Annotated in this window: 15 protein-coding genes and 1 CRISPR repeat array; of the genes, 9 read left to right on the forward strand and 6 right to left on the reverse strand. The window is 44.3% G+C overall.

Translation table 11 applies throughout. The annotated features are described in order from the left end of the window. The first annotated feature begins 37 nt into the window (after positions 1-37). The 5 genes from AC5JQI_RS16520 to AC5JQI_RS16540 all read left to right on the forward strand — a co-directional run bounded on the left by AC5JQI_RS16520 (position 38) and on the right by AC5JQI_RS16540 (position 4,389). The gene (locus tag AC5JQI_RS16520; protein WP_493912951.1) at positions 38-1,459 is read left to right on the forward strand and encodes an MBOAT family O-acyltransferase; all 1,422 of its coding nucleotides are present in this window, start codon (positions 38-40) and stop codon (positions 1,457-1,459) included. Further along, a complete protein-coding gene (locus AC5JQI_RS16525) occupies positions 1,446-2,582 on the forward strand; it encodes an SGNH/GDSL hydrolase family protein (protein WP_493912952.1) in 1,137 nt (378 codons plus the stop codon). The genes AC5JQI_RS16520 and AC5JQI_RS16525 overlap by 14 nt, the downstream gene beginning before the upstream one ends. Continuing rightward, positions 2,569-3,783 carry an SGNH/GDSL hydrolase family protein gene (locus AC5JQI_RS16530; RefSeq protein ID WP_493912953.1) on the forward strand — a complete coding sequence of 405 codons (1,215 nt, stop codon included), beginning with the start codon at positions 2,569-2,571 and terminating at the stop codon, positions 3,781-3,783. The genes AC5JQI_RS16525 and AC5JQI_RS16530 overlap by 14 nt, the downstream gene beginning before the upstream one ends. An 80-nt stretch (positions 3,784-3,863) precedes the next feature. Beyond that, positions 3,864-4,115 (forward strand): type II toxin-antitoxin system Phd/YefM family antitoxin, encoded by a 252-nt coding sequence (locus AC5JQI_RS16535; RefSeq protein WP_237386267.1) that lies wholly within the window; start codon positions 3,864-3,866, stop codon positions 4,113-4,115. Then, entirely contained in the window at positions 4,105-4,389 is a 285-nt protein-coding gene (locus AC5JQI_RS16540) for a type II toxin-antitoxin system RelE family toxin (RefSeq protein ID WP_493912954.1), read from the forward strand. The genes AC5JQI_RS16535 and AC5JQI_RS16540 overlap by 11 nt, the downstream gene beginning before the upstream one ends. 94 nt (positions 4,390-4,483) lie before the next feature. Here AC5JQI_RS16540 and gntU read toward each other — a convergent pair whose 3' ends face one another. The 6 genes from gntU to AC5JQI_RS16570 form a co-directional block, all read right to left on the reverse strand. Beyond that, positions 4,484-5,821 (reverse strand): gluconate transporter, encoded by a 1,338-nt coding sequence (gene gntU, locus AC5JQI_RS16545; protein WP_493912955.1) that lies wholly within the window; start codon positions 5,819-5,821, stop codon positions 4,484-4,486. Next, a complete protein-coding gene (gene gntK / locus AC5JQI_RS16550; protein ID WP_493912956.1) occupies positions 5,821-6,357 on the reverse strand; it encodes a gluconokinase in 537 nt (178 codons plus the stop codon). The genes gntU and gntK overlap by 1 nt, the downstream gene beginning before the upstream one ends. 304 nt (positions 6,358-6,661) lie before the next feature. Continuing rightward, entirely contained in the window at positions 6,662-7,657 is a 996-nt protein-coding gene (gene gntR, locus AC5JQI_RS16555) for a gluconate operon transcriptional repressor GntR (protein WP_237386291.1), read from the reverse strand. 228 nt (positions 7,658-7,885) lie between these two features. Further along, positions 7,886-8,023 (reverse strand): PTS sugar transporter subunit IIB, encoded by a 138-nt coding sequence (locus tag AC5JQI_RS16560; protein WP_493912957.1) that lies wholly within the window; start codon positions 8,021-8,023, stop codon positions 7,886-7,888. A 308-nt stretch (positions 8,024-8,331) separates the two neighbouring features. After that, positions 8,332-9,701: direct repeats of the CRISPR family, unit length 29 nt; unit sequence GTGTTCCCCGTAAGTACGGGGATAAACCG. A gap of 58 nt (positions 9,702-9,759) precedes the next feature. After that, positions 9,760-10,089: a type II toxin-antitoxin system PemK/MazF family toxin gene (locus tag AC5JQI_RS16565; RefSeq protein WP_493912958.1), complete on the reverse strand. Its 330-nt coding sequence runs from the start codon at positions 10,087-10,089 to the stop codon at positions 9,760-9,762. Continuing rightward, positions 10,089-10,346, reverse strand: coding sequence for an AbrB/MazE/SpoVT family DNA-binding domain-containing protein (locus AC5JQI_RS16570; RefSeq protein ID WP_493912959.1), 258 nt, complete (start codon positions 10,344-10,346; stop codon positions 10,089-10,091). Before AC5JQI_RS16570 ends, AC5JQI_RS16565 begins: the two co-directional genes overlap by 1 nt. A gap of 578 nt (positions 10,347-10,924) precedes the next feature. Between AC5JQI_RS16570 and AC5JQI_RS16575 the strand changes: the two genes are divergently transcribed. From AC5JQI_RS16575 to casB, 4 genes are read left to right on the forward strand one after another with little or no spacing between them, the layout of a single operon-like run. Continuing rightward, positions 10,925-11,323: a bleomycin resistance protein gene (locus tag AC5JQI_RS16575; RefSeq protein ID WP_493914719.1), complete on the forward strand. Its 399-nt coding sequence runs from the start codon at positions 10,925-10,927 to the stop codon at positions 11,321-11,323. Between the two features lie 53 nt (positions 11,324-11,376). Further along, a complete protein-coding gene (gene cas3 / locus AC5JQI_RS16580; RefSeq protein WP_493912960.1) occupies positions 11,377-14,118 on the forward strand; it encodes a CRISPR-associated helicase Cas3' in 2,742 nt (913 codons plus the stop codon). A gap of 8 nt (positions 14,119-14,126) precedes the next feature. Continuing rightward, a complete protein-coding gene (casA, locus tag AC5JQI_RS16585; protein ID WP_493912961.1) occupies positions 14,127-15,743 on the forward strand; it encodes a type I-E CRISPR-associated protein Cse1/CasA in 1,617 nt (538 codons plus the stop codon). Further along, positions 15,736-16,287, forward strand: a complete 552-nt coding sequence (gene casB, locus AC5JQI_RS16590) for a type I-E CRISPR-associated protein Cse2/CasB (protein ID WP_493912962.1) — start codon at positions 15,736-15,738, stop codon at positions 16,285-16,287. The genes casA and casB overlap by 8 nt, the downstream gene beginning before the upstream one ends. The last annotated feature ends 23 nt before the right edge of the window (positions 16,288-16,310 follow it).

The raw sequence follows: 16,310 nt of genomic DNA on the forward strand, positions 1-16,310 counted from the left end.
TTTCTTTTCCCAACGATATGGTTAGCCAGAGCCTAATATGAATTTTTTTTCTTTTGAGTTTCTTGGATCGTTTGTGATTCTGCTTCTTGTTTACTGGCTTTTACAAAAAGCCCCTAAGCTACAGAATAGCTTGTTGATTTTAGTTAGTTATTTATTTTTATTCTCTTTTTCAGCAAAATTCGCCTATATTTTATTCTCTTATACTCTATTTATTTACTTTTTAGCGAATATTCTCAGCCGTTATTTATCCAATAAAATCATATTCACTCTCCTGACATTTGGTATTCTCAGCTGCTTCACTGCCTTCAAGTATTACTCTTTCTTCCAAGAGACAATCCAACAATCATTAGCCAATATTGGGATTACCGTGGAATTGCCTGCTCTTGAATTACTGATGCCATTAGGATTGTCATTCTATGCCTTCCATTCAGTCAGTTATGTTGTATCAGTGTGTAAAAAAGAGCTGCCCGCAGCTCCGTTGTCTGATGTTATTTTGTATCTTTGCTTTTTCCCCAGTATTGTCGCTGGCCCGATTAACCGGGCCAAAGATTTTCTACCGCAGATTCAGGCATCATCGAGAATGATGCTGGAGCCGTTCAAGGCGCTATTATTGATCGCATTCGCTATCATAAAACTCTTTTTGCTCAGTTCGACGCTGTCTGAAAATTTTGTCAATCCCGTTTTTGAAGACCCGACGAGTTACCATGCCGGTCAAATCCTTGTCGCAATTTATGCTTACGCCTGGAATATCTATTTTAACTTTTCCGGCTATACCGATCTTGTCACTGGTATCGCTCTGCTATTGGGTTTTAATGTACCACGCAACTTTGATGCTCCTTATCTCGCAGAGAATTTACAGGCATTTTGGCGACGTTGGCATATCAGTCTGTCAACCTTCATCCGCGATTATGTCTACATTCCACTGGGAGGGAACAAAAAAGGCATATTACGCAAAAACCTGAATATGTTTACGGCGATGGTGATTTCCGGCTTATGGCATGGCGCAGGACTCTGTTTTATTATCTGGGGAGCCATTCATGGCTTAGGGTTAATTCTCCTGAATATTAAAAATGCGCTGTTTCCTGTTGCAAAAAAACATAATGAACAACAAACGAAAAACCCTGTTTCTCTATTTTTATCCCGTGTGGTGACATTCCATTTTGTCTGCTTTGCCTGGGTCTTTTTTCGTAGCCCAACCTTTAACGATGCTTTAGCTATCCTGATTCAACTGTTTTCAGGAGAGACTTTTACGGCTTTGCTATCCAGCGGTGGGTTATTAATGGCTTTCTGGGCGTTCTTTATTATCTATCCGTGGCTCGTGAATCTCAGAAACAAAATTGAACAGAGACATAATCTGATTTCCTGGGCTTATTACCCAATTTCCTTAGCACTGATCCTTACTTTGGTATTTATTTTGTCACCTTCTGGAATGCCGGGATTTATTTATGCCAACTTCTGAATTTAAATCTAATCTTAAAAAAGTCGGACAAATCACTAGCGTTATTATCTTGACCAGTTTAATGCTGATCTGGCTGAATCAAGGTTCGTTGGATAATTTCTGGCAGCAGAAATACCACCGCAATAGCCCCTGGGCATCTATCAAAGGAGAGCCACTGTGGGATTTAGGCTATAATATGCAGCAAGGTGCAATTGCAGCCAGTAAGACATTTATGGCATATGCGAAGGGTAAATATCAGGATGATCCATCACACTCCATGAATATCAATGCCACCCGAACGGTATTTCTCCCTGATTTTCAGATAGGTTTGCGCTTTCTGGAAGGTTATGTGCATCCCATCAAAAACCTTTCTTTCACATTTCCGGAGTTACTGCAAAAAGATATTAAGCTCGTTCAGTCCCCATTACTCCGAAACGGTACTGTGCAGAGCGCTGCCGTTGAAATTGTCCCCAAAATTCATGTCAGTCTGGGTATAAAAGACAAGGTGCTATTTGTCGGTGATTCCATGATGCAGGGAGTCGCCCCACACTTAAAACGTCGTCTTACTAAAGAATATGGTATTTCCAGCATTAACTTAAGTAAGCAAAGTACAGGTTTGTCTTATCCCAGCTTCTTTGATTGGCCGAAAACCATCAGTAATGCCTTAAGAGAGAACACTGATATTAAATTGGTCGTGATATTTTTAGGCCCGAATGATCCGTGGGATATACCGACAAAACGCGGTGGTTCCTATTTGAAATTCGCCAGTGAAGATTGGGAAAATCTTTATCGCCAACGTATTGAAACAATATTAAATGACGCTCGCCAGCGTCAGGTGGATGTCATTTGGGTTGGGCCGCCTAATATGCGTCAGAAAAAACTCTCCAGCAATATGGTTTATCTCAATAAGCTGTATCGGACAGAGGTCGAAAAAATGGGAGAGATATATGTTGCCGTTAATGATATGTTCAAATATCAGTCAGATAATTATTCAGATTATGTTGGTGATGGCAGCAGCAGGTTCAAACTCCGCAGCGGAGACGGCATTCATTTCAGCTTAAGCGGGCAACAAACCATCTCAAATTATCTGTTTTCATTGATCACATTTATTCAGGAGCCAGTTAAAGAAGATGCAACCATTTAAAAGATTCCGTTGGGTTTACCGGATAATGGGTGCAGGTCTGGTTATTGCGTTCTCTGTGAGCCTATTATCATGCCACTGGAAAAAATCCAAACCCTTATCAGAACTCCAAATAACGCAGACATACCGTCAGCATCAACTAGCAGATTTTGGTGATCCGAATTTCGTGTTGCTGACCGATAAACTGCGCCATAGTGATACTCGGCAGCTTCATTTTGTACAATTGGGTGATTCACACACCGCAGCCGATTTTTTTACCGGCAAATTACGCAACTTATTGCAGGATCGTTATGGCGATGCCGGGCCTGGTTTTATCCCCCCAATGAATATCCCCGGACAGCGTACTGCTACAGTGAAATTTACCGAAGATAAAACAGGATGGTGGCTTTCAAGCAGCCGAAAAGATAATCGGGCAGATTATCCTCTGGGCGGATTTATTGCCATTCCAGAAAGTACCAACAGTGCCATGCGAATGGACTCTCCCTCTGCGCGTGGTAAATACTGGCTAAGCGTGCTCTATCAATCCCATGACTCAACTGAAATTAAAACGCCGGCTGCCACAATGAATTTACCTGCAACACAAAGTGAGTGGCGTTTCTCGCCTGTGCAGGATGTTCGTTTTCCAGTCAATCTTTATCCACAGGATACACAATTGAAAATCGGCGGCTGGCTGATAAAACGTCAGAATCCCGGCATAATGTTATCCGCATTGGGCATTAATGGTGCCACCATTAATATGCTCGATAAGTGGCAGCCAGAGTGGATTGATACACTATCGCAAATGAAACCCGATATGGTGCTCCTCGCCTACGGTACCAATGAAGCTTTTAACGATACACTGGATTTGGCTACTTATCAGAGAGATCTGACAGCCAGAATACAAGATATTCGCAAAGCAATGCCACAAGCTGTGATCCTGCTGATTGGGCCGAATGATTCACTGAAAAACAAAACCGCAACAGGCTGTGGAGAGCAACAATCAACCCTGCTCGATAATGTGATTCAAATTCAGCAAGCCGTTGCTAAAAAACAGCACACTTTGTTCTGGGATTGGCGGGAATATATGGGCGGGCCGTGTTCAGTCAGGGGATGGAAACAACAAAACCTCGCCCGTCCTGATTATGTTCATCTTTCCGCTGCCGGCTATGAGCGCAGTGCTGAAGCGCTTTATAGGCAGTTTATTGGGTTGGTTGATTCCTTATGATTTATACACGAACCATATAAGTCTTTAAATAATGCTTTTAAAGATGCTATATTGAATAAAATTTCAACAAGGAAAGCGATATGTCTTATCAGATCCTGACAACAATAGCAGCCAGCATTACCGATTTGAAACGCAATCCAATGGGAACAGTAGCTGATGGTGAAGGTGGTGCTGTCGCTATCCTTAATCGTAATGAACCTGCATTCTATTGTGTTCCGCCGGAGCTTTACGCTTACTATTTAGAACTTGCAGAAGATGCCGAATTAAATCGGATTGCAGATGAACGGATGAAATCCGCTGAATTTGTGAGCGTCAATCTCAATGATTTATAGTCTCAAATTTGAAAAGCGGGCACTAAAAGAGTGGGAAAAACTAGGGCATCCTATCCGTGGGCAGTTCAAAAAGAAATTAGCTGAACGTTTAGAAAATCCCCATATACCTTCTGCTCGATTGAGTGGCCGCAATAATCGCTACAAAATCAAATTACGTTCTTCTGGCTATCGTTTAGTATACGAGGTCAATGATAATGTTATTGTTTTGTTAGTAATCGCTATTGGTAAAAGAGCTGGAAATCAGGTTTACTTAGCCACTGACGAACGAGAATAACACAGGAAAAAATAAAAGAATTTAACAACAAAAACAGCGCCTTAATCAATCATTAAAGCGCTACTAAATATTTTGCAAAAAAGACTTTAGAACATCACAGCATTGCGAAGTAAATCATGCCGACAACTGCGCCAGTGGTGCCGAGAATGGTTTCCATCATCGTCCAGGTTTTCAGTGTTTGTGCTTCTGTCGCACCGGTAAATTTACCAAACAGCCAGAAACCGGAGTCGTTAACATGGCTAAGTACCAAAGAACCACCCGCAATACACACAGATAACGCTGCCATTTGTGCACCAGAATAACCCAGTTCACCAATCACTGGCAGAACCAGCCCTACCGTGGTCAGACACGCTACAGTTGCCGAACCCTGAATTACACGTACGACACCCGCCAGAATAAAGCATGCCATCGCAATTGGCAGACCCGCACCAACCAATGCATTACCCAATGCCGGCCCAACACCGGAATCGACCAACACTTGCTTAAATACGCCACCTGCACCCGTTACCAGCAGGATAATCCCTGCCGGCTGAATGGCAGCGGAGCAAACATCCATGACCTTATCTTTGCTCATGCCACGACGGATTGCCAGACCATAAATCGCCACCAGACATGCAACCAAAATCGCCGTGAAAGGATGGCCGATAAATTCCATCCATTGGTATAGCTCAGATTGCTTATCCACGAAACGGGCACCAATAGTTTTCAGCCCGACCAACACCAGCGGGAACAATACCAGCGCCAGGCTGAAACCAAAGGAAGGCATCTGGTTTTTACCAATGCTTGGAGTACTCAGATCCTCAGGCAGATCCAGCGTGACATATTTGCTGATAAAATTGCCGTATATCGGGCCGGCCAGTAACATGCTGGGGATCGCAGCACTCAAACCAATCAGGATCATCCAACCAAAGTCTGCTCCCATTTGAGAAGCCAGCAGCATGGGAGTCGGCCCCGGAACCAGAAATGCCGCAGCCGACGCAACACCGGCAAACAACGGGATCGCCAGCTTCACTACATTGCCATTGGTGCGGCGCGCCACGGCAAATACCACACCAATCAACAACACAACTGCTACATCAAAAAACAGGGGCAAGGCACAGATAAGCCCGGCGATACCCAATGCGTAATTGGCCCGTTTTTCCCCGAAACTGCTCAGTAGTTTCACTGCAATCTGATCAAGAGCACCTGTTTCATGCAGGATTTTGCCAAACATCGCGCCCAGAGCCACAACAACAGCAAGAAAACCCAACGTACTCGACATACCGTTTTGCATGGTTTGGGTGATGTTTTCCGGTGGCATTCCTGAAAAAATTCCTGCCCCGATCGAAACAAGCATCAATGCAATAAAAGCGTGCATTCTGGCTTTCATCACCAGAAACAGTAATAAAAGAACAGAGCCGACGGCCGTCATAACCAGAGTTAATGTACTCATTAACGCTCCTCGCTAATACGGTCAATAGTTTTAATTGCGTTTTGGATGACTTCATCAAGGGAAGGTTTAATATCAATCTGATGAACATCTTTTTCATCACCGCCCGGCTCTTCCAGAGTCTCAAATTGTGAGATCAGCATTTGTGGTTTGAAAAAATGCCCCTTGCGTGCTTTCAGCCGACTTTCAATTAACTCAAAATCCCCTTTCATATAGAGAAATGACAGATTCTTATTGCCATCACGCAGTATATCCCGATAGCTTTTTTTTAAGGAAGAGCACACGAGAAGAGAGACATGATTGGTACGTTGCATGGCAAAAATGGCATCATTGAGTGCCTTCAGCCACGGCTGACGATCATCATCATTTAAGGCATGGCTTTGTGCCATTTTCATAATATTGGCGCGCGGATGCAGAAAATCCCCGTCCAGAAATACTGCCCCCAGCTCACGGGCAATCCCGTTGGCAACCGCAGATTTACCGCTGCCGGATACCCCCATCAAGACAAAAACATGATTTAACTGCTGGGTACCGCTCATATCAAACTCCTTTATGCAGACCTTACTGATTATCTATCCATTTGAATTAAATTAAAAATATTAGCCATGCAATATGACCAGCCAAACAGTAACTTTAAAAAATATAGCCTGCCCAATTGTTATCGGTAATTAGGTTACCGGTAACATTAACAGCACGACAGGACGGCGGGCAATCAATCAGGATCGCCAAAAAAGGAAAATGTGAGGTTTATCGCAATTGAAGATGAAGAAGCATCATTTTGAGCTACAAAATTTAAACACTTTCATCCATTAAACATGTTCATCCATTAAATACTGTTACCCATCAGATACTTTCACCCAATGAAAGGGTGAATCCGACATCGATCAGAGTGTGTTCCAGTTTGTTCCCCTTCAGGCGAGTAAGTAAGGCTTCTGCTGCCTTACGTCCCATCAGGTCACGGGGAGTCAATACACTGGCAAGTTTTGGTGTCATTACCTGACCGATGTCATGACCATGAAAACCGGCTATAGAAATTTCTTCCGGTACTTTAATCCCCTGGCGCTGGCACTCAAAAACCGCACCAATGGCAATATCATCATTCGTGCAAAACAAACCATCAACGCCGGGATATTTCTGGCAGGTTTCCAGTAAAAGCTGAGCCCCCAATGAATAGGATGAACTATCGGGTGTCATTACTTTTCTCGGCTGAAGCCCGGCGCTACGCATCGCGACTTCAAACCCTTGCAAACGGATCAGCGTCCTCTCATCTTGTCGGGCACCAAGATAAACCACATTCTGGCAGCCGCTCTTGATCATCGCCATCGTCATCTGGCGCGCCGCTTCAAAATTATCGATGCCCACAGCAATATCAAGGCAAGGCGATACGCTGTCCATCAGTTCTACTACGGGAATTCCTACGGTCTGCAATATCTTCAACGTCTTGGGGGTGTGCGTTCGTTCTGCCAAAATAAGGCCATCAATATTGTAAGAAAGCAGGGAAAGTAAACGCTCTTCTTCTTTTTGGGCAGAATAGCCATAGTGAGCCAGCATGGTCTGATAGCCATTGCGATCTGTCACATGCTCGATCCCACGGATCACTTCAGCAAAAACCTGATTCGTCAGGGAAGGAAGCAAAACGCCGATTGCACGGCTGGTGGAGTTGGAAAGAATATCTGGTACACGGTTGGGAATGTAACCCAACTGATCCAAAGCTTCTGCTATTCGTTTTCCCAATGCTTCAGAAACCTGATCCGGATTACGCAAAAAGCGGCTGATCGTCATTTTTGTGACCCCAACGAGGTCTGCAACATCTTGTAAAACAGGGCGTTTTTTCTTCATTTTCAATATAATGCAATCAGTTAACGAGACAATCAGATGAATAGTCAGCGGTTTTAACACATTTATACACCATAACAACATGCTTTTTAGCAAAAAATGCTGACGCATGTCTCATCTGATTTATCCACTGTTCCTGAAATTGTGATGCTTTACACACACCTGAGTGAATCCCGATAAATAATTTGGGGAGTAAATGCGGGATGAGTAAATGCTGCCCGCTCGCCACTGTCATAACAGATGCAAGCTGATGGACTTACCCAATGGTTCCGCCAGTGCCGTAAAACGGGCAAGTTCATACCAAATTTGCGGATCGAGTAAAATCACATCGGCTTCATTGATACACGCTTCCAACTCCAGAGCTGGCACAGCTTTGATAGATACATTATCCCCCGTTTTTCAGCTTCCGACTGCATACGCTGCACCAACATACCGATAGACACTCTCGCTGCGCAACACCATAGAATGGTTTTCGTGGTGTTATTTTCTTTGTTGTTATTCCGTTATTGCTTCTCGTGAAATGAATTATGGGAGCGCTCTCATCTTAGTTAAGGCTAGCAGGTTATTTTGTGATGGCTGCAATAGGAGTATCATAATTTGACTGATTTATAAGCTGAAAAAATGGTAGAATTTTTTCACTCTAGAAAATTATTATAAAACAGATGGATAAATTTAGAGTGTTCCCCGTAAGTACGGGGATAAACCGGTGGATGGATGAATACCCATTTCACGCGATAAGTGTTCCCCGTAAGTACGGGGATAAACCGTTGGTAACGGCGTATCGGGTAGGGTAGCAATGGTGTTCCCCGTAAGTACGGGGATAAACCGCGTCGTATCCCCGCGAACTTGAAGCGATTGTGTGTTCCCCGTAAGTACGGGGATAAACCGGGGTTGTTTCGGTGCGAGAGCTACAAATATCAGTGTTCCCCGTAAGTACGGGGATAAACCGATTTAATAATTTTTCAGGTGGTAGATCGGCGTGTGTTCCCCGTAAGTACGGGGATAAACCGTTAGTCAACTGAGAGCCACCCACTCACGATAGGTGTTCCCCGTAAGTACGGGGATAAACCGAGCTGATTCATTTCGGGCGCGTGTACGGCGGACGTGTTCCCCGTAAGTACGGGGATAAACCGACATGCTCAAACACACGTTTTTGGGCTACGAGGTGTTCCCCGTAAGTACGGGGATAAACCGCGGAAACTGCTGCCGAAGCCGCGGAAACGGGCGTGTTCCCCGTAAGTACGGGGATAAACCGTCAAAGAGCATCTTGACCAAGCCACCACAGACGTGTTCCCCGTAAGTACGGGGATAAACCGTCTTAGACCTCTATTTTCGTCAGAAAGTGCGAGTGTTCCCCGTAAGTACGGGGATAAACCGGCTATATTTGAGTTATATAAATCGGTAGAGGGGTGTTCCCCGTAAGTACGGGGATAAACCGACAAGTGGAGTAAACAATAATGGCAATACCAAGTGTTCCCCGTAAGTACGGGGATAAACCGTCCAGCGGGTCGGCATCGTCAGCAAACTGGGTGTGTTCCCCGTAAGTACGGGGATAAACCGCATCGCGATAAAATCAAACAACTACAGGCAGAGTGTTCCCCGTAAGTACGGGGATAAACCGATCTTCTGTAAGCGGGGATGACATGGAATATTGTGTTCCCCGTAAGTACGGGGATAAACCGCTTTCTGGTCAATGCACATGACGGAATCGACGTGTTCCCCGTAAGTACGGGGATAAACCGTAGATGTGGAGTTGTATATACCTTATCCAATTGTGTTCCCCGTAAGTACGGGGATAAACCGGCCCCGGAAATCATAAAATTAACGTCGTCACGGTGTTCCCCGTAAGTACGGGGATAAACCGGCACCATTCTTTTCTGATAGGTCTTTTCGGGCGTGTTCCCCGTAAGTACGGGGATAAACCGCACAACGAATACATTTTTAAATCAAGTGGGGAGTGTTCCCCGTAAGTACGGGGATAAACCGTGGCTGCTAATAATATGACCAAGTTCTTTGGGGTGTTCCCCGTAAGTACGGGGATAAACCGTCAGTTCATAGAAATTGAGTGTGGCCGGATCTGTGTTCCCCGTAAGTACGCGGAACACCTATGAAATGATAACCTTCGTTAACTCGGTTACTTTATCGATCATGCTTTGAGGAGCTTTCTCAATAAATTTGACCTGACGATCCAAAAAATCTAAGGATTTCACTTGATGGATAAGAATTGCGCCTTGAGTAGATAACTCCTCAGGTAAGATAACTTCTAGCATTATTCCTCTCACTGTACTAGTAATTGGAACGACAACTGCAAACCCGGTATGCTCATTAAACATCTTGCGAGAGATCACAAACGCAGGACGGCGTTTCATCATTTCCTTTCCTGCGATCGGATCAAAGTCCAATGAAACAATATCTCCTTTATCCGGTATATACATTAAATCATTTCCTTACCAACAGGATTCGCATTGATCCACTCTCTATCCTCATCTGTTACTACGAAACACTCTTTAGGGCTTCCGGCTAACAACGATTCCAGTGTCAGCTCTTCTTCAATTGGTGTAAGAACAATTTTGTTATCCTGAATGGATAAGTCTAACTTTGAACCTGTATGCAGATTGAGTGTTTTCACAATAGTCTTGGGTATGCTGACAATGTTAGCCCCCCCAGACTGGCGAATAACAACAGCAGTCATGTTTGCTTCTCCTTCTGTTTATATTATGCTCAAGTATAACTAAACTTTTTTTGTTTTTTACACTATGAGGCTAAACCATGGATACAATGGAAACATAGTTATAGTGATTTACTACACTTCTATGACACTGTTTCTGGTCGATATATTAATCAATTACATATTGGCCGTGAGTAAGATGAAGAATTGAGACATTCATAGCCTCATAATATGAGTGTGTTTCCCGTTAATACAGGAATAAACCGCGACTATTCTCAATTTTCTTGATTATAACGCTATGTTCCCCGTAATTACGGGGATAAATATTCCTTTGGGATACAGAGTTGATATGGAAACTTGCATATTTAGGGATTTTTCCTATCCTATTTTATTAAAGCTACTTTTCTATATTTTATTGAAAAAAGATTTTTTGATCTCTTGTAATCAAAAATTACTCCTTTGCAACAGTATGGTCGGAAAGATGCTATGAGGCTCACAAGATCAACGCTTCCCATAATTTTTATTGTGATCGTAATTGCATATAAGACAGGAAAAATACTTTGAGTACCAACACCTCAACAAAAATAACTTACTGGAATCGCATGGTGCCAAAACTCACTGTAACTGATTTTGCTGTCTCACTTGATTTCTATCAACGAATATTGGGATTCGAAGTATTAATCCAGAGAGAAGAACCTGATTTTGTCTATTTAGGTTTAAGTGAGGCTCAACTCATGTTAGAAGCATTGCATGATAGTGGCTGGAATACCGGAAAATTGAATAAACCGCTGGGCAGAGGTATCAATTTACAAATTGAAGTTGATGATATTACGCCTATCCTGAAAAAGCTGGAAATTAATGGAATCACGCTTTATCGTCCACTGAAAGATCATTATTACTTGATCGATGATAATCAAGCCTGTCAGAGAGAATTCCTCGTTCAAGATACAGATGGCTATTTACTTCGTTTCAGTCAATATATCAACCACAAACAAGACTAACTCGTCTTGTATTAATGGAGTCAGGTTGGAACTTTATTTCAACGCAAAAAAATATGCCTGAGTTAATAAATAATATTGCTTACCTCAACCAATATTGGGGCAAAGCCAAAAAGAATCCCTATTCTGATGAAGAATATCATCTTCTGGCCTATCACTGTCTGGATGTTGCGGCAGCAGGCCATTTATTATTATCTCCACACAAAAAAATCACCCAAGACCTTGCTGACTTTTTGGAATTATCACCGGAAACATTCCAAAACTTATTTGCCTTTTTTCTGGCACTGCATGATATTGGCAAATTTGCCTCGGCATTTCAGCAATTATATTCCCCGGAAAATACTGACCTCATTAAACCCGCCCAGCTTAAACCCTACGATTCCCGATACTTCAGGCATGATCGACTGGGGTTATTTTTCTGGCGGAAAATTCGGGATGATGTACTGATTGCTTTAGCCGGCAATAGTGACCTGCCATTCAACGGAAAAGCGCCGCAGAAACGAGCCCAGAAAACGCTGATGGTTTTAATGCAGTGTATGCTTGGGCATCATGGTAAACCGATTGATGATAATCGCTGGGAAGATATCATCGACTTCACTGATACCCGAAATATTGACGATGCCACGGCATTTACCCATGATCTGCTCACACTTTTTCAACCTCATCTGCCGCTGGAAAAATTACTTTCAGAAGAGTGGCGGCTTAAGCTGAAACAAGTAAGCTGGCAGCTTGCCGGTATTGTCGTACTGGCTGATTGGATAGGTTCTGACTGCAAGTATTTCCGTTATCAGACCCAAGCTCTTCCACTGTCAGAATACTGGCGTATCACCCAAAAACAGGCTCAAATTGCCCTGAATGGTAATGATATCTACAACACGCCGATCATATCACCTTACACATCTATCCAGGATTATTACCACTTTGCGCCGACTCCTCTGCAAAAGTGGGCGGAGGAAGTCCCGATTGATGACTCCCCACAACTTTTTATTCTGGAAGATGTGACCGGAGCAGGTAAAACAGAAGCTGCCCTTGCCCTTACCCATCGATTGATGCAAACCAATGCGGCGGACGGCTTCTATTTTGGCCTGCCGACAATGGCAACCTCCAACGCGATGTTTGGCCGGATCGCTAAACACTATCACCGAATGTTCGATAGCAAAAACGGCAAATTGCCCAGTATCGTGCTGGCTCACGGTGCACGTGATATGAATGATGATTTCCAGGACATCATTCTGACTTCTGAACATGACGACAGTGATTACACCCGGGACGATATCACCGCCACCGCACAGTGCCATCAATGGCTGGCAGATTCGAATAAAAAAGCCTTACTGGCCTCGGTGGGTGTCGGGACTATCGATCAGGCGTTGCTTGCGGTTCTGCCGAGAAAATACCAGTCACTCCGGCTGATTGGATTAAATCGCAAGGTATTGATATTTGATGAAGTACATGCCGCAGATGAGTATATGTTTGCTCTGCTGGAAAGCCTGTTAAGCCTGCATCTGCATCAAGGGGGTTCGGTCATATTACTGACCGCCACACTCTCCCTGAAACAGCGTCAGCAGCTAGTCGATAACTGGTTATCCGCCAGAGGAATACCGCCACAAAAATTGCAGGAAACCGCTTTTCCACTGGCGACTCAGGTTACGTTAGATCCCGAAAATCCCGTGATTGAAACCCCTTTGAGCAGCCGTGCTGATGTCAGCCGAACAGTCATGGTAAAAACCGTGAATCATCTGGATGAATGTGTCCGAATCGCCCTGAATGCCGCCCGAAACGGGCAATGTGTGGTTTGGGTTCGCAATTCAGTCGATGACGCTCTGCAAGCTTTTCAGCTTATTCAGTCACAAATGGATCAGCCAGAAAATAGCTTGCTATTCCACAGCCGCTTTATTCTGTATGACCGCAAAAGGGTTGAGAACCGCGTTCTGGATATCTTTGGCAAGGAAAACAAACAGGAGAAACGGCAAGGGAAAATCCTGATCACCACACAGGTTTTTCAGGAAAGCCTTGATGCCGATACGGATGTGATGATCTCCGATATCTGTCCGATTGATGATTTAATTCAACGGGTTGGCCGTTTGCACCGACATACCCGTGATGCAGACGGAAAATATCAGAAAGATATTACGGATAGCCGTGCTGCCCCGGAATTATATCTCCACGCGCCAGAATGGGATGACCATCCCGAAGCGGATTGGTTGAGCAAAGATTTCCGTAATACCCAATATGTTTACCGTTCAGCCGGGCGTTTATGGCTTGGTTTGCGTGAACTCCTGAGTTTGGGTGCTATTCGTATGCCGACTGAGGCCCGAACCCTGATTGAAGCTGTTTACGGTGAAGATGCCGATGAAAAAATTCCTGATGCACTCAGAGCCAAAGATGATGAAGCAATAGCTGAGGGACGAAGCAAAGACGCGATAGCGCGATCCCAAGCCCTGCAATGGCAGCGCTATGAATACAGTAAACGTAGTGCAGGCGGCTGGTATGACGATGATATAAATATCAGTACTCGATTCAGCGACATTGAAACGGTAAACGTACTGCTGGTCAAATTCACCGAAAGCGGTGAATTAATACCGTGGGTAGAAGATGAAGAACACCCCATCCAATTCAGTACGCTGAAACTCCCGAAGAACAAATTTGCCGATAAATTGCACCCTGTACCAGAGTCATTTTCTCAGGAGGTAACTCGATTACAAGAGAAATTTAAGTCTGTTAAATACCTGCAAATCTGGTTGCCTGAGTGTGATCCCAATTTTACTTATGATCCTAACATCGGTTTTTATCCTAAGTAGGAGAAGTTATGAATCTCGTCAAAGCCGCATGGCTGACTTTTAGAATGAGAGATGGTAGTGAGGAAAAACTGCCGTTGTCGGCAATTTGCGATCCCGCCGTGGTGGATTTTGCCCTGCCGCGGGCAGATTTTCAGGGCGCGGCTTATCAATTGGTCATTGGCTTGTTGCAAACGGTTTTTGCTCCCGAAGATGAAGAGGAATGGGAAGCATTTTATAGAAATGCACCTGCACAGGCCGATTTGCAGGCCGCCTTTAATCGGGTGGAACATGCCTTTAATCTGACCGGCGACGGCCCGCTGTTTATGCAGGATTTTGATTCGCTGGATAGTGCAAAATCAACCGAAATTTCAGGTCTGCTGATCGAAGCACCGGGCGCAAATACGCTTAGACTCAATACTGACCATTTTATTAAACGCGGACAATGTGACGTTATCTCACCGGAAATGGCTGCCATTGCTCTATTCACATTGCAGATTAATGCCCCGGCTGGCGGTGTCGGGCATCGGGTCGGATTACGGGGTGGTGGGCCGCTTACAACCTTCATTCAACCGCAAGAGTTGGATTCATCGTTATGGCAAAAACTCTGGCTTAATGTCATCAACCGGGATTCATGGTCTTATTCTAAGCCCGATCTCAACAGCCCGACTGTCTTTCCGTGGCTGGGTAAAACCCATATCAGCCAGAAAGCAGGGACTGAAATATACGCGCATAATGTGCATGAACTGCATATGTATTGGGCGATGCCACGGCGAATTCGTCTGGAAATAGACGATAAACCTGCCATTTGCCAGTTAACAGGGCAGGAAACCCCGCAATCTGTTTCTGGTTATCGCACCCAAAATTATGGAAACAATTATTCAGGCAATTGGAAACATCCCTTAACCCCCTACCGATGGAATCCGAAAAAGCCAAATGAAGAACACCTTTCTATCAAAGGGCAGCCCGGCGGTATTACCTATAAGATCTGGGATAGCCTGACGTTTTCCGAAGATAAAGAAGGTCAAGATGCAGCGATGGTTGTCGAACATTTTGGCAAGCTCAATGATTACTTTGAAAATGAACAGAGCGACAGGCCACACCTGTGGGTATTTGGCTATGATATGGATAACATGAAAGCCCGAGGCTGGTATTCTACCACTCTGCCGCTATTTTCCATGTCGATTGATAAAAAAGATGCCGTTTTCCGGCGAATCAAAACATTACAAAATCTCTCTGCCTATGCACTGACTCAGTGCCGTACCCAAATCAAAAGTGCATGGTTCAACCGCCCGAATGACATAAGAGGCGATATGTCGTTTATTGATACCCTGTTCTATCAACGCACCCAAGTCCCCTTCTTTAAAGCAGTGCAGCAGATTATCGCCAGCCAACATAAGGCTTCTTCTTTGTCCACGGATGAAGCCAGAGCCTGGCTCCATCAACTCCGCAATACCTGCTTTGATCTGTTTGATGAATTCGTGCTGTCAGAAGATACCGATCCCAAAAACCTGCCAGAAAAAATTGAGGCACGACAGATCCTCACCAAATGGCTGGTGGTTTCCAAAGATATCAAATTATTTATGACAGAACACAAAATAGAAACTCAGTCATCCAAGAAAAAGAAAGAGGACGTTGTCGATGAATAGCCTGTTCGAAAGTTGCGTAATACCTTGGTGGGAGAGCATGTTCTTGACCCAAGATGAATTGAAGCAAAAAAAGATTCGACCCGCACCGACGCTCTATAAAGCACAGTTAAAGCGTTGCCAGGATATCGATTCAGTCACTTGGGCTGAGGGCTTTCGCGCCTTATGGTTCAGTTTGCCTAAAGAGGTTACTGAAAAAACTGAACAAAAGCACATAACGTTGTGGGCAATGATTGCTGTCACCCTTGTGTATGTAAAAACCAACACAACCACCAATCTGGCAACTGCTGCGGGCACCAAAACTGAAAATAACAAACCGATTGTCAGCGCACACCGCTTTGCTCAGTTGCAAGCCGCCAGAACCCCGGATGAATTCATCATGCGATTGCGGCGTGTTCTGAAACAACTGGATGGCAAAGTTTCTGTGTTATCCCTCGCCAACGATATTGACCGGTGGATGAAGGAATATCACCAATCCAGACCCAATCGCGCCAATAAACGCCTTTGTGTGCAATGGGCAATGGATTACTACAAAGCAGCTAAATAACCCGAATAACTTTTTATCTTGAA

It is taken from the genome of Xenorhabdus sp. XBWT (assembly GCF_059072735.1).